This window comes from Desulfogranum marinum (genome assembly GCF_016918565.1).
GTDB classification, from domain to species: domain Bacteria; phylum Desulfobacterota; class Desulfobulbia; order Desulfobulbales; family Desulfobulbaceae; genus Desulfogranum; species Desulfogranum marinum.
The window spans coordinates 85,716-99,897 of record NZ_JAFFQD010000008.1 but is presented as its reverse complement, the minus strand read 5'-3'; the positions used below and the strand labels follow the sequence as shown (position 1 = coordinate 99,897).

The 14,182-nt window shown below is 44.8% G+C and carries 8 protein-coding genes and 3 pseudogenes; 6 read left to right on the top strand and 5 right to left on the bottom strand.

The window, feature by feature from the left end; all coding sequences use genetic code 11:
• The first annotated feature begins 23 nt into the window (after window positions 1-23).
• Both JWH17_RS06865 and JWH17_RS06860 read left to right on the top strand, forming a co-directional pair.
• Window positions 24-2,060, top strand: coding sequence for a methyltransferase domain-containing protein (locus JWH17_RS06865; RefSeq protein WP_205221846.1), 2,037 nt, complete (start codon window positions 24-26; stop codon window positions 2,058-2,060).
• Between the two features lie 300 nt (window positions 2,061-2,360).
• Entirely contained in the window at window positions 2,361-4,577 is a 2,217-nt protein-coding gene (locus JWH17_RS06860) for an ATP-binding protein (RefSeq protein WP_205221845.1), read from the top strand.
• Between the two features lie 761 nt (window positions 4,578-5,338).
• Here the strand turns inward: JWH17_RS06860 and JWH17_RS06855 are convergent.
• Window positions 5,339-6,178, bottom strand: a complete 840-nt coding sequence (locus JWH17_RS06855) for a cytidylate kinase-like family protein (RefSeq protein WP_205221844.1) — start codon at window positions 6,176-6,178, stop codon at window positions 5,339-5,341.
• Between the two features lie 262 nt (window positions 6,179-6,440).
• Between JWH17_RS06855 and JWH17_RS06850 the strand changes: the two genes are divergently transcribed.
• The gene (locus JWH17_RS06850; RefSeq protein WP_232370951.1) at window positions 6,441-8,399 is read left to right on the top strand and encodes an SLC13 family permease; all 1,959 of its coding nucleotides are present in this window, start codon (window positions 6,441-6,443) and stop codon (window positions 8,397-8,399) included.
• A gap of 411 nt (window positions 8,400-8,810) precedes the next feature.
• Window positions 8,811-9,749 carry an OmpA family protein gene (locus JWH17_RS06845; protein ID WP_205221843.1) on the top strand — a complete coding sequence of 313 codons (939 nt, stop codon included), beginning with the start codon at window positions 8,811-8,813 and terminating at the stop codon, window positions 9,747-9,749.
• A 703-nt stretch (window positions 9,750-10,452) separates the two neighbouring features.
• Here the strand turns inward: JWH17_RS06845 and JWH17_RS24570 are convergent.
• The 4 genes and pseudogenes from JWH17_RS24570 to JWH17_RS06830 all read right to left on the bottom strand — a co-directional run.
• Window positions 10,453-10,554 (bottom strand): annotated as a pseudogene (locus tag JWH17_RS24570) (transposase); the annotation flags it as partial.
• Window positions 10,555-11,244: 690 nt separating this feature from the next.
• A complete protein-coding gene (locus JWH17_RS06840) occupies window positions 11,245-11,496 on the bottom strand; it encodes a hypothetical protein (RefSeq protein ID WP_205221842.1) in 252 nt (83 codons plus the stop codon).
• 209 nt (window positions 11,497-11,705) lie between these two features.
• Window positions 11,706-11,968: pseudogene (locus JWH17_RS06835) on the bottom strand (Txe/YoeB family addiction module toxin).
• Window positions 11,965-12,205, bottom strand: a pseudogene (locus JWH17_RS06830) (type II toxin-antitoxin system Phd/YefM family antitoxin). Before JWH17_RS06830 ends, JWH17_RS06835 begins: the two co-directional pseudogenes overlap by 4 nt.
• A 236-nt stretch (window positions 12,206-12,441) precedes the next feature.
• Here JWH17_RS06830 and JWH17_RS06825 point away from each other — a divergent pair.
• A complete protein-coding gene (locus JWH17_RS06825) occupies window positions 12,442-12,909 on the top strand; it encodes an Lrp/AsnC family transcriptional regulator (RefSeq protein WP_205221866.1) in 468 nt (155 codons plus the stop codon).
• A 4-nt stretch (window positions 12,910-12,913) separates the two neighbouring features.
• Complete coding sequence (locus JWH17_RS06820; RefSeq protein ID WP_205221841.1) at window positions 12,914-14,176, top strand: diaminopimelate decarboxylase; 1,263 nt, start codon at window positions 12,914-12,916, stop codon at window positions 14,174-14,176.
• The last annotated feature ends 6 nt before the right edge of the window (window positions 14,177-14,182 follow it).

Genomic DNA, 14,182 nt, shown 5'->3' with positions numbered 1-14,182 from the left:
TCCACTCAAACCACAGTGAGCATATGACCATCGCCATTCAGGAAGTTACAACCGAAGCCGAGCGTCAGCAGCTTTTCGGTTTTCGATATACGATTTATGCAGAAGAACTGAACAAACAACTGCCTGGGATAGATCACCAGCAAAAAATATACAGTGATGAACTTGATACAAATGCCTACCTGATTGTTGCAAAAGATACAGAGACGGGAGGTATTGCGGGAGCTATCCGCAATAACTCCGCAGCAGAATCCGTATTCCCCCGGCAACTGCGTGATTGCCTTAAGCTTGAACCGCTTCTGCAAACGCTTGACCAAGCGTCAGTGAGTTATACCAGTGGCCTGATGATTGATCCAGGCTATCGCGGGACAACAGTCGTGTCACTGTTGGTTAATTTTCTCTATAAACGCAGCATCGCGCTTGGGTACAGCATTGATATCTGTTTATCGGAACTGTCATTGGTGCATCTTTATTATCAATTAGGGTATCGTCCTTATGTGGCTCCCAAGCGACTTTATGCAGATGCTGGGCTACGTCTCCCGATGCTTTTAATCTCCCAGGATAAAGCCTATCTAAAAAAAGTAAGAAGCCCTTTGCGCCGTTTTGCCTCTGCCAGGGAGGATGATGGTGGAAAAACCGCTCTATTATTGAAAAAAGTTTTCCCGGAATGGGAAGACCCTCTTGTCACGCCTTTGCAGAAAAAGGCCCTTTGGGCAGGGATAGCTCATAGTTTCAGGTCGTCACCGACAACCAGTTTTTTCAAAGGGTTTTCCCCGGAAGAAATGCAGCGCCTTATGCAGCACATGCGACGATACCCTAATATTCGTATCAAGCGAGGCGAGCGACTTTTCAATAGAGGCGAAAACGAACAGAGCATGGGGCTGCTTCTTTCCGGCCAACTTGGGATTACCTTTGATAAAGACGCTGATCCCCATTTTGTTGCAGTGCTGGGACCCGGAGAATTGTGCGGTGAGGCAGAAGCGCTCATCGGAGGGACTCGCAGCGCCTCTCTCGTTGCCCTGGAAGACTCAGAGGTTTTGATATTGCCCTCCAACCTGTTTGAGGTGATGGGTAAACAAGACGCCTCTTTCGCAAGCCGGTTAAGTATGAATCTTAATCTTCTACTAGTTTCCCGGTTGCAGATGATGCATCTGCACTATATAAAATCGTATCAACGTGCTTCAAGTCGTTACTATAAAAGAAATGAACAACTCATCGGCAATGGCACACACGGGGAAGAAGAATTCAACGATTCATATGCAATCACCACACTGGATGATCCGGAAAGAGAATTGGAACGGCTGCAAAAGCAGGCCTGGATGGGGGAAGAAATTGAAAGGTATTGGCTTAACAAAATAGGATGTGTCGATAACAGTACTTTTCTTGATCTGGGATCTGGGCCTGGACTGACTTCTGTTATGTTGGCAAAAATGTTCCCCAACAGTCGGCTTATAGGGGTCGAGCCGGATGATATGCTGCGAAATACGGCAACGCAGGCGGCGCTGGAGGCTGGGGTGTCGGAAAGGTGTACTTTTGTAAAAGGAAGAGGAGAAGAGATACCGCTGGAAGATGATCGAGTCGATTATTGTAATGCCCGTTTTGTTTTTCAACATCTGCCCAACCCATCGGAGGTACTGGCAGAGCTGGACAGGGTTACCCGACCAGGAGGATTGATTTTTATTCTCGATGTTGATGATAGGGGGGTCATTATTCACCCTGAACCTCCGGGCCTCTATGGGTTTCAGCAGAGAACCGCCGAGGCACAGGCTGGAATGGGCGGCGACAGATTCATCGGTAGAAAACTCGGCGACTTGATGCTTGGTGAAGGCCTCACCGCCATCAACACAGAAGTGGTGCCTATAACATCAAGAGAAATTCCCATGAATGCACTTGTAGACGCTGCTTTCAGCTTTAAAGAGCAGACCCTGAAGCGTATGCATTTGTGGAAAGCTGAAGACCAGCAGGTGATTGATGCGCTCCGAAACCTACCGTCAATTCCCGGAGCATGGATGTATGTGCCTGTTTTCCTTGCCCATGGTAGGAAAAAAGAACGTTCCCTGTGAGCTTGCTATCATTGTAAACATTGGTCTGGTTGCTGAAAAAGTCTCTTTGTTTGCTGAGAGCAAACCACACCCAGTGTGATTGGGAAAAAAACATGCACAAAGGCCTGCAACGAAGCTGGCTTCCTTGCTGAGAATAGGGTATTTACAGAATCCATGAATGCCAAACGATAAGCAGGAAACCCGGACACACGACCTGTTGAGGCCGAATCCTCACGGTGTCTTTATCCACAGCCGGTACATGGGACCGGTTGATTTTTCCCCGGTTTTTCCGAGTGAGGGAGACGCATGGGGGAAATGTTGATGATAACCAGAAACAAGAGCACCGGCAGGCATGGTTTGAAAAAAACAATAGGCGAAACCGAATTAATCCGGCTGCAGGTTAGTCGGACAGTTACGCTGCTGCAAAATAATATCACTCGTCACTACGATGCGCTCTATGAGCTCAGACGGCTGACCCTTATTCTGCTGGCCCAACAGCACCATACACAGCAGGACATTGACACTTGGCTGGAGCAGGACGGCTTTGGTGTCGATACTGACGGCTTTTGGCTGAGTTTGCCTTTGCTTCAACAATTCCGAAAGGGAGTGGCACCTAAAGACGCTATCAGCCATTCATGGGATCCGGCAATCAAAGACCTGGAAGATGCTCGTTCCCGAATGTATTGCCTGCGCGATATAGGAACCTTCGTCCAAGAGATCCATTCCCGTTTACCCGGCAGCGCCTGGATCTACTATCAGGATATCACCAACACTTCAATTCAATTCCCTTATATCGACCAGGTAACAGCCATCACTCCCGATTTTAACTGGTTGACCTATCATACCTTTGCCTCGGTCACCCCCCAGGCCAATCCCGAGCGGGCAATTCGATGGACACTGCCCAGCATAGACTATGCAGGAGAAGGGGTTATTCTTTCGGTATCCATACCGGTTTATCATGAAGAGCGGTTTATCGGTGCCTGGTCCATTGACCTGCCCATGAACACCCTTTATCAGGACTATATTGATGAATCGTATGTAGCAGGCCAGGAAAATTGTATTTTTGACCAGTATGAAAATATTATTGTTCACCCCTCTATTGAGGCTGGAATCGACAAGGAAAAAGGGAGCCTGTTTCAGCATAAACTAAATAGTCTGGGAGGAGATTTAGCCATTTTACAATCAGCCGGCTTGATCCGTGGCAAGCAGGGAGAGTTGCGCTTAAAGGGGAGAGACGGAGAGGAACTCCTTGCCTATTACGGCACTGTCCCCGACATAAACTGGACTTTTCTGGTAACAGTGCCGCGAGCTTCTCTGCTGGATGCGGTTAACCGAAGGATCAAAACGGCTTTCGATAAAATCATGAAGGGAGATTTCAGTTATCGAATAGTCAACCGGCAGGATGCCGGACATCAAAATCTCCTGGTGGAAGGGTACAATAAAATGGCCGCGGCTCTCCAGCAGCAGGAAGATATTCGGCGACAGGCTGAAAAAGCTCTGCGCGAGAGTGAAAATAAATATCGGCTCCTTTTTTCTAACGCCCATGATGGTATTTTCATTATCCAAGAAGGCCGGATTACCTTTGCAAATCCGAGAACACTCGAGATGACGGGGTACACTATGCATGAACTTGCGTTTCTGCCCATTGCCGACTTGCTCCATCCCGAATATCGCGAGGACGTTCTCGCACACTATCAAAGGACATTGGAAAATGCATCACCGGAAACCCACACCTTCAAGATCCTCAACAACAATCAGGAAGAGCTGTGGATTCACCTTAACTCAGTACGGATAACCTGGGACAAAATAGCGGCTACGCTGCATTTTGCCCGCGACATTACCCAACAGGTAGAGCTTGAGCAGCAACTGCATCATGCTCAGAAAATGGACGCCATAGGAAAGCTGGCATCTTCCGTTGCCCACGAGTTTGGCAACCCACTCCTAGGCATGCGCTTTGTCATGCGAGATATTCTTAAGCGTTCGTATCTTAAAGAAGAAGATGCCGAGCTGCTGTCTATGGCAGAAAAGGAGTGTGATCGCATGAGAGGGCTTATACGCGATCTCCAACGGTTTAATCGTCCCACCTCTGGAAGCAGAACAACATTTAATCTCCATCACCTTCTGGATAGCCTGTTCGTTTTCCACCGACGTTTACTCTCTTTAAATAAAGTACGACTGGTTCAACTCTACGATAAGCAGGAGATCATGATCAATGCGGTGGAAGATCAGCTCCGACAGGTCTTTATCAACCTCATCCTCAATGCAATCGATGCGATGAAGGAAAACGGTGGCGTACTCACCATACTCACTGCCTTGTACCCGGAAAAAGCGGTGATCTCAATTAAGGACAATGGGGTGGGAATAAAACCAGAGGCAATGGATCATATCTTTGAACCGTTTTTTACCACTAAATCGGCAGTTGAAGGGGTGGGGCTGGGCTTACCTGTCTCCTATGGCATCGTCCAGGCGCATAACGGCGAGATTGCGGTTGAGTCCAAGCCGGGAAATACGGTGTTTGAGGTGACCTTGCCGCTCTAGTCTTGACATTGGTGTTTGTAGGGTTTCGGAAAAGGGGCGCAACCCGGGAGAACAATTGTAGCGGGGATCGTTACCCTGTTGCAATCGATCCTTATTTTTTATTTTGTCATCAATCACAGAACGTTACGTGAAATTTTCCCTTAATAGACTTCTTCCCTGGGCAGCTAAATGCTTTTTACAATTATGGTGCAATGCTTGCCGTAACTCCCAGCCCCCCCATTGCACCATCTCCCAGAGGCACGCCTTACGTTTTGCTGTCAGGTCCATGTAAAAATTTACCCCAGGAAAAATGCCGACCTACAAGACCTGACCCTATCGACCTATGACCCCGCCGACCCAGCAACCCGGTTCTGTCCCCGGGAACGGCCGAGCACTAGCTCGGCATAGAACAGAAAACAGAAGAAATGCAATGAGAAGGCAGGAATTCAAGCAACCATGTCCAGCCCATTCACCCCACGGAGGCATGCCGCATGTAGCAGTTTGGGGTACTTTTTAATTTTTTCACTCCAGGCTAAATGCTTGAATGCAGGCCTTGATCTTGCCTTCTTCCAGCATAAAGCCGAGCTGGAGCTCGGCGTTCCCGGGGGGCAACTCGAAAGCGCCGGGATGAGCACCTCATACTACATTTGCGGGCGGTTGAATCTCACCCATCAAGCTCCTTTGAGCAGTATAAGAGTTTTTATTTTAAGCCAATTTTGATTGACTCTCTCATAAAGCTACCCGTCTGACAAAATTTTTTACAGAATCACATGCGTCCATTGCTAGCTTTCAATATTGTAAAAGGGGTTGACATGGCCTTGATCTGTTGAAGTCTTATCAAGAAAAGTAACCTTGTCTATTCCTTCTATCTGATTAACTATATTTTCAATTCTTGATCGTATGACTTCATCATTTTTTAAAACGTCTCCCACGTTTGATAGAAAAGCTTCCTTGTTCCTTACTCTCACTTCAACCACCAATGAGTAATCTATCATGATGGAGTAAATTTTTGCTTCTAAAGTGATTTCATTAACTTTTCTTTTCGATTCTTCAGTGGTTTGAAATACTGGTTTGTTTGCAGCCTGGTAAAGTATATTGACAGCATCATCAACCTGAAGTTTATGAATGTTGATGACCATATCGTAGAGTCTGCTGTCCCAGGTGTCTATGCCGTATAGTTGCATTCCCCATTTTCTTCTTTCAACGTCATCTTTTTTGATAGTATCAATAGCTTGGTTTTCAGGAATGCCGTCTCTGTTTATAACTTCTTTTACGCGATCTTCAATGTTGGCCAGTATTCGAACCTTAAAGACATGAGGTATATCTTTTAAGAAATAATGACCTGCTAACCCATGATACACGACGTTGTCATTTTGAATATGCTTCAATAAAGCATATTTATAATACGTCATGTATCGAAGTTTTCCTTGGTTGAATTTATTAAATATCGAAGGAGAATCATGCAATGCTTTGGTTAGTCTCATTTCAGGTATGTCAAATTCTTCAGAAGCTTCGAGGAGAATTTCACGAGAAACGCATTCGTAACCTAATTTTGCTGCTAATTTCTCTGCGACTTCCTTACCTCTGCTAAACGATCCTCTCGATATTGTGATTATGGACATGTCTCGCTCCTTGATAAATTTTAAATTACCCCAGTTATAATTATTTTAAAGGAACACACAAACCGAGTCAACCCAAGCATTTTGTTTTCAATCTTTGATTGTAATAAAGGACCTATAAACAGGCTGTTAAAAAATGATAATTAATTTTGATTGTAATGTTCGGTAGAACTGCATCGATCTGTGATGAAAATAGTGGTACAAAAAAATATTAAAAATAATTCCTAACTAGAGTGTTATCAAATTGATCAACAGAGGATTCCGCATGCATAATGCAATGAATTGTTTCACATTCGCATGGATTATTGTCCTTCTTTCAGGAGTATTCAGTTGCGCTTTTGGATCAAGTCCCCATCAGGTTAATACTGGTGAATTCACATTGGAGATGGGGCTTGTTTTTGCAGTGTTGATCCTGGTTATTTTACTTTTTGTATTTGAGTGGGTCAGGGTTGATGTTGTTGGCATTATTATGATGGTACTTTTACCTTTTTTAAATCTTGTTACTCCTCAGGAAGCCATCAGTGGTTTATCCAGTAATGCTGTTGTTGCAATCATAGCTGTCGTTATCATAGGTTCAGGGTTAGATAAAACCGGTTGCATGAATATACTTGCTCGTCAAATTTTACGCCGAGCAGGAAAATCCGAAAAAAAAATAGTGATACTTATTTCTACTACAGTCGCCTTTATCTCCAGCTTTATGCAAAATATAGGTGCTGCCGCACTTTTTCTACCTGCTGTCCGCAGGATCGCTCGTCAAACCGGAATTTCAGCCTCTAAAATTTTAATGCCCATGGCATATTGTGCCATAATCGGTGGGACGATAACATTGGTCGGCGCAAGTCCAACCATACTTTTAAACGACTTAATTCATCAGGCCAATGAGTTGCACACATTTGATAAGAATATTGAGCCGCTCGGACTTTTTACTCAAACACCTATTGGGATTGCTCTTGTTATTGCCGCAATCCTCTATTTCGTTGTTTTTGGACGTTTTATCATCCCCTCAAAAGACGAGGCTGGGGATGAGAACAAAATTATGCCTTCTTCATTAGCAGATACTTATCAGGAAATAGCTGGAGTCTTTGAAGTCGTAATACCTGATGATTTCGGCTCCTTTACATTGGAAGAATTGCATGTGCGGGATAAATATCATGTCACCATTGCCGGTGTTTATTCTCCAGAAAAGAAATTGAAAAATTATGCTCCCACTCGATATGAATTGATTCACTCTGATGAAACACTGGCGATCGTCGGAAATGAAATGCATGCTCGTCAATGTGCAAAGGATCTGGGGTGGGTATTTAAAGGTGAGCTCGATATTTTTGCAGAAGATTTTTCGCCGAATAACGCAGGAATGGTAGAGGGCATCGTCACCCCGCGGTCACAATTAGTAGGTACAAATATGAGGGAGCGCCGGTTTAGAAAGAGGAATGGTATTGTTCCGGTTGTTCTTTGTCGAGATGGGATCTGTCAATTCAGTCAAATCACGAAGGAAATAATAAAACCTGGCGATGCGTTACTTATGTTTGGACGATGGGAAAAATTTCTTGAGCTGGCTCAGAAAGATTGTTTTGCTTTTACAAATGAAATTAAAGGGGAAGTGGTTAGAGAGGAAAAAGCAAAAGTTGCTTTTGGGTGGCTCGTTTTTACTATTGCAATGATATTATGGTTGAAACCTCTTTCGGCATCATTAGGTTTTCAGATAGATGTATCTTTATCTGTTTGTCTCCTTGCAGGTGCTTTAGGCATGATTTTAACCAAAGTAATTACCATTGACGAGGCATACAAATCTATAGACTGGATGACGGTATTTTTACTCGGCGGGCTTATTCCCCTGGGCTTGGCATTTCAAAAAACGGGAGCTGCTGAATGGATGGCAACATCAATAATGGTGTTGGTTGGCTCTGTTCCTGAGTCTATATTTTTGTTGATTATTGGCATTCTTACATCTTTTTTTACTTTGGTGGTTTCCAATGTTGGTGCGACCGTTCTTCTTGTTCCACTTTCAATGTCTATGGCCGTTGAAGTAGGGTGTGATCCACGATTAGCCGCTATGGTAGTAGCAATAGCGGCATCTAATACATTTGTGTTACCCACGCATCAGGTAAATGCTTTAGTTATGAGGCCTGGTGGTTACCAAACCATGGATTATGTTAAAACCGGAACGGGAATGACGGTCATATTCTTGTTGGTTTTAACGGTGATGCTCATTACTTTTTACTAGTATTTGCGCCGTTCGCGCAGTTAAATAACGCATAAGCGGCTCGTAACCGGGTTGGGCTAAACTATCGTCCTGAGTTACTGGTGTTTAAATCAATAGAATAACTATTGCCTGATCAATCACCTTGGTCCTATCCCCTTCCTGATTTGATCACTATACAGTGATAGGTATTGGTTCCTGGTTGAAAAGCACCACCATACTTGCGCCAAATGCACCACCGTCCCCCTTTTTCCCCTGGAGTAAACAATGTTCAACATCTGTAAACTATTGAAGTGTAATTAGATTAAGGATATGGTAGGCCGTGGCATGAAACATGCTTAACATTATCTACTTTGATATTTTGTAATCCATAAAGATATCATGAATCATGAGATATTTTGTCTAACCTGGTCAAATTAACTGGAGGAACCCGCAATGAAAAAACGAAGTATAGTTATCAGTGTCGTGTTTGCAGTGGCAACGAGTGTTGCCGCATTTGCTATTCAGCTTCCTGCTGACGTAACCGATATTCCATCAAGTTATGCTACGGTCAGCAATGGTAAAGTGAAATTTGCGTCAGACTGCAGGGCTTATCCGTCTTCGGTCTTTAATGCCGTCTTGGAATCTTATGGTCTTGAATTGACCGCGGAGAATGCAGCTGCGGTACCTTCAACCTATGCTAAGGTAAAGGATGGAACAGTGAGTTTTAACACCACGGCCATGGCCTACTCGCCGATGAAATACCATAAAATTCTGACAGCCTATGGCCTGGAACTTACTCCTGAAGGGGCGGCGACAATTGAAGGAACAAAAAATTATTGCCAAGTACTCAATGGTAAGATTGTGTTTGGTAAATCCGCTATGGCTTATAGCGGCTCGAAATGGAATCAGATCCTGTCAGCCTATACCCTTCCTGTAACTCCTGTAGTTGTTGTTGAAGTAGACTGCATCGACTCTGATGGGGATACAGTTTGTGATGAAATTGATGTATGTCCAGGGACGCCCAAGGGTGTTGAGGTAGATGAAAGAGGTTGTTGGGTACTTGAGCAGACCTACCTGTTTGATTTTGATAAAGCAGAACTCAAACCGGAATTTATGCCACTGTTGGATCATGTCGCCAGGATAGTAAATGATAACCCGAAAATGAACCTTCAAATTGAAGGCCATACAGATTCTATAGGTACTGAAGAGTACAACCAAAAACTCTCAGAAAGAAGAGCTGATGCTATAAAGAAAGCCCTTGTCAGCACCTATAAAATTGAACCGATGCGATTAAAGAGTAAAGGCTTCGGCGAAACAAAACCTATCGCCAGTAACACCACCGCTGAAGGTCGTGCAAAAAACAGAAGAGTGGAATTGACCCCTCTTTGGTAGCATAAGTAAGCAAATGGATTAATGAAATCTGTTTGCCAAGTATATATGGGCGGGGTGCTACGAGGCACCAGTTGTATTGTCTACGTAAACACCTCTCCCATTTGTACAGGTTGTAAGAGATAAAACCAAATAACAGGGGCAGACCAAGCTATTATTCTGAATTACTGGTGTTTAAATGAATACAATAGTTGTTGCCTGCACCCTGCAGTACTCTTTTGATCCCCAACTAGCCCGGATTTCTCATCAGTTCAGGCAGCGCCAAGTTCAAAGTTTTTGGTAATGAATCATAGTCGCCTATATTCATTGCCAAAATACTGAAGAAAATGGTACTGGATGGACTGACCTTTGGTGAACATTGTGAAAAACTTTCAACTTCATCTTAGCTTCTATAACATATAAGAATTGTATGCAATTTGACAGGTTGACACAATGTTCATGAGAAATTCGGGCTAGGAAATTGTAAGGGGCTGAAGCCCCTTTAAAAAAAAATCCTTCTTTCTTTGAGGCAATCGAGCGCCCTCTGGCTCGTACGCCAAGTTGCTGGTGTATCTTTTCTACAAAGTCCTCGCTTCCGACCACAATTGATTCATTCCAAAGGCTCTTTCTTTTTTTTTCACATCAGTTTGTAACTCTGAATCCACCCAGTCGCTATATTCTTGCTGGAAAGGCGCATGATTGCCTATGGAAAAAAATCCAGCAGAGCCTTCCTGTTTTTTTCAAAACGGAGAAGAAATTCTTGCTTATGGCACCTGTGGGTGATGTGCCGGACCAGTCCGGGGCTGTAGTGTCTGGGCGCTCTTGGCATAAAAAGAATTTGTTTTAGCTGCTTTGCGGAAAAAGAATAATTCCTTAGAATGTTGTTTTTGGGGTGAAAAAAGAAACTTTAAGAATAAAAAAGGAGTGGTTTGATATATATTATAAGGCTAAAACAGGTAATTGCTTTGGTCCGACCCCGCTCTTTGCCCGCTATTTGCCCGCTCTTTGAGGTCCCCTGTTTGACCAATGAAAAAAAATATCTTAAGCAAAATGCCGACCTACAAAACCTGACCCCACCGACTTAGCAGCCAGGTTCTGCCCCCGGGAACGCCGAGCTCCAGCTCGGCACAAGACAGCAGAAATGGAATGAAAATGCAGGCAATCAAGTACCCCAGTCCCATCGCTCCACCCCCGGAGGCATGTCGCATGTAGCTGTTTGGGGTACTTCTCCAATTTTTCACTCCAGGCTAAATGCTGGAATGCGGGCCTTGATCCTGCCTTCGTCCAGCATAATGCCGAGCTGGAGCTCGGCGTTCCCGGGGGAAATCTTTGCCTTCTCCTTATTTATCGGGAGAGTTGCTTGCCTTCTAGTGTTTTACTCTTTTGAAAAATTTACTCGAGGCCAGATAGTGTGGCAGATGCCGTAACTGCCAGGCCTTCCGTTCTGCTGTCAGGCCAATGAAAAAAACCAGGAAACCTGCCGACCTACAAAAGCTGATTCCATCGACCTAAGACCCCGTTAATCCAGCAGACCGGTTCTGTCCCCGGGAACGCCGAGCTCCAGCTCGGCACAGAACAGCAGAAATGGAATGAAAATGCAGGCAATCAAGTACCCCAGTCCCATCCCACCACCCCCGGAGGCATGCCGCATGTAGCTGTTTGGGGTACTTCTCCAATTTTTGCACTCCAGGCTAAATGCTGGAATGCGGGCCTTGATCCTGCCTTCGTCCAGCATAATGCCGAGCTGGAGCTCGGCGTTCCCGGGGGGCAACGAGTAGCTGGAGGAGGGCTTGAGTGTTAGCTGGGGGCAGTCTAAAGCGCTGGATAAACCGGCATAAGGTAGAGGGAGAAAGTCTCTTACATAAAAGGAGAAGCTGCTCCATCATGTCCCCGACTCATGCATCGGCTATCCACGAGGAAGCGGCGATGCGTTGACAGGGGAACACGCAGGCCAACCATTGAGAACCGAAATCACCTCATTTATTCATAATGTGTCCACAGCCGAAAATTTTAACTATTTTTTCAGCGTCATAAGGCTGATAAGCTAATCTATGTTGTATGTTTATTCTTCGTGAATATGCGCCTGACAAATCACCAACTAATGTTTCATAGGGTGGGGAGTTTTGATAGGGATTCCCTCTTATGATATCTAGTAACTTCTGGGCCTTATTTTTTAAACCAGCTGAAGAGATTTTTTTTGCGTCTTTTTGAGCTTTTTTTGTGAAAAACAGTTCCCAACTCACCAATCAAGCTCCTTTGAGCAGTCTGAGAGTTTTTCTTTTAAGCCATTTTTGATAGACTCTCTCATTCCAGGAACGGAAAGCAGATGCATGGTTTCAGTAATAGCATTCCAATCTTCTTCTGAAATCAAGACTGCATTTTTTTTTACCTGTAATAACAATAGGTTCATGTGTTTCTGCCGTTTCGTCAATTAACCGATAGAGCTTTGATCTAGCTTCTGTTGCATTTAATATATTCATAATAATACCTCCTGATGTGAGCGTACGTCAGTCCACTTGATATGCTGGGGCATATAATGAAATAGAATGTGTCTGTTCTTTTATTTTTGTTTTACGCAGAATTATTTTCTTTGTTTTTTTATTTTTGGTGAATAATTGAGTTGACATCGACGAAAAGGAGAGTATTTTGCTTTCAATGAGGAATGATTATTACAAATGTTGCGTGCTCTGTGGTTGAGCAAGCCGGTGTAAACACGATGATTGATGAAACCAGCCTGAAAATATTAAAGATATTACAGGAAAAAGCAAGAATACCCAATGTGGAAGTTGCCAGGCAGATGGAAATGGCACCTTCTGCTGTTCTTGAGCGAATTCGGAAAATGGAGCGGCAAGGGATTATTGATGGCTACGAAGTGCGTCTTAATCCTGATCGGTTTAATCGACGCCAGGTTGCCTTTGTTCAGGTGCAGGTTTCTGCTGATAATACCTGTGCCGGGGAAGCATTTGCAGCAATACCGGAAGTCCAGGAAGTGCACTACGTTGCAGGCGATGACAGTTACCAGTTGAAGCTGCGTGTTGCTGACACCGAAGAGCTTGGTCGTATCCTTCGGGAAAAGATTACCCAGGTGAATGGTGTCGCTGCAACCCGAACCGCAACCGTTCTCCATACGTATAAAGAAACCGCTAAGTTACCTCTTTTAGATACTGTACATATAAAGGAATGAGATTATGCCCCTTTCGTCTGACTATAAAACGCGACTTTACCCCAATTTACCTGCTATAATCGACCACTTCGGCACTCCTTTTCATGTGTACGATGAGAAGGGGATTCGTGAAACCGGTGCCCGGCTCAAGGATGCCTTTGCCGGTATTGATGAATTTCGCGAATATTATGCGGTGAAAGCGCTGCCTAATCCTGCAATTTTAGGCATTATGCAAGATATGGGCTTTGGCTTTGACTGCAGCTCCGCTACCGAACTGATGATGAGCCGAGAGCTGGGCGCCAAAGGCAGTGACATCATGTTTACCTCCAACAATACCAGCAAGGAAGAGTTTAAGCTGGCCGCTGCTGACGGTGGGTGTATCCTTAATCTTGATGATATAACCTTGATCGATAAGCTGGAGGAAATGCCGGAATTAATTTGTTTTCGTTATAATCCCGGTGCACGCCGCTCAGGCAACGACATCATCGGTAATCCTGTGGAATCCAAGTATGGTGTAAGCCACGACCAGATTGTGGATGCGTACCGCAAGGCTCGAGATCGGGGTGCGAAAAAATTCGGTATTCATACCATGTTGGCCTCCAATGAATTGTATCATGGGTATATGGTGCAAACGGCGGAGATGCTGCTTGAGTTGATTGACGAACTGCACCAGGCACTGGGCATAACCATTGACTTTATTAACATAGGCGGTGGCCTGGGGATCCCTTATACACCGGATGCTGCACCGTTGGACCTTGAAGCCATGGGGCGGGGGATAACTTCTCTTTTTCAACGGTTTAAACAACAGAATGGGTATGCGCCCGCTCTGTATATGGAAAGCGGCAGGTTTATGACCGGTCCCCATGGTGCGCTGGTGGTAAAGGCTATTAACCGGAAGGAAATTTATCGGACGTATATCGGGGTCGATGCCTGTATGACCGCCTTGATGCGACCTGCTATGTATGGTGCGTATCACCATATTGAGGTGCTGGGTAAAGAAGATGGTAAGGCTGCGGAAGTGGTGGATGTGGTCGGTTCCTTATGTGAAAATAACGATAAGTTCGCCATCCAGCGTACTCTGCCGGCGATTGATAATAATGACGTGTTGATCATTCATGATACCGGAGCCCACGGTCAGGCCATGGGGTTTAACTACAATGGAAAGCTCCGCCCCAAAGAGGTTTTGTTGAAAGCAGATAATTCTGTTGCCCTTATTCGCCGGGAAGAAACCGCTGCCGATTACTTTGCAACCCTGAATTTTGAGGCTGACAGCCTTAAGCTGTCCTAAGTTTTA

Coding starts and splice junctions, on each gene's coding strand:
- JWH17_RS06865 (WP_205221846.1), top strand. CDS start 24: ATGACCATCGCCATTCAGGAAGTTACAACCGAAGCCGAGCGTCAGCAG.
- JWH17_RS06820 (WP_205221841.1), top strand. CDS start 12,914: ATGCCCCTTTCGTCTGACTATAAAACGCGACTTTACCCCAATTTACCT.
- JWH17_RS06860 (WP_205221845.1), top strand. CDS start 2,361: ATGATAACCAGAAACAAGAGCACCGGCAGGCATGGTTTGAAAAAAACA.
- JWH17_RS06855 (WP_205221844.1), bottom strand. CDS start 6,178: ATGTCCATAATCACAATATCGAGAGGATCGTTTAGCAGAGGTAAGGAA.
- JWH17_RS06845 (WP_205221843.1), top strand. CDS start 8,811: ATGAAAAAACGAAGTATAGTTATCAGTGTCGTGTTTGCAGTGGCAACG.
- JWH17_RS06850 (WP_232370951.1), top strand. CDS start 6,441: ATGCATAATGCAATGAATTGTTTCACATTCGCATGGATTATTGTCCTT.
- JWH17_RS06825 (WP_205221866.1), top strand. CDS start 12,442: ATGATTGATGAAACCAGCCTGAAAATATTAAAGATATTACAGGAAAAA.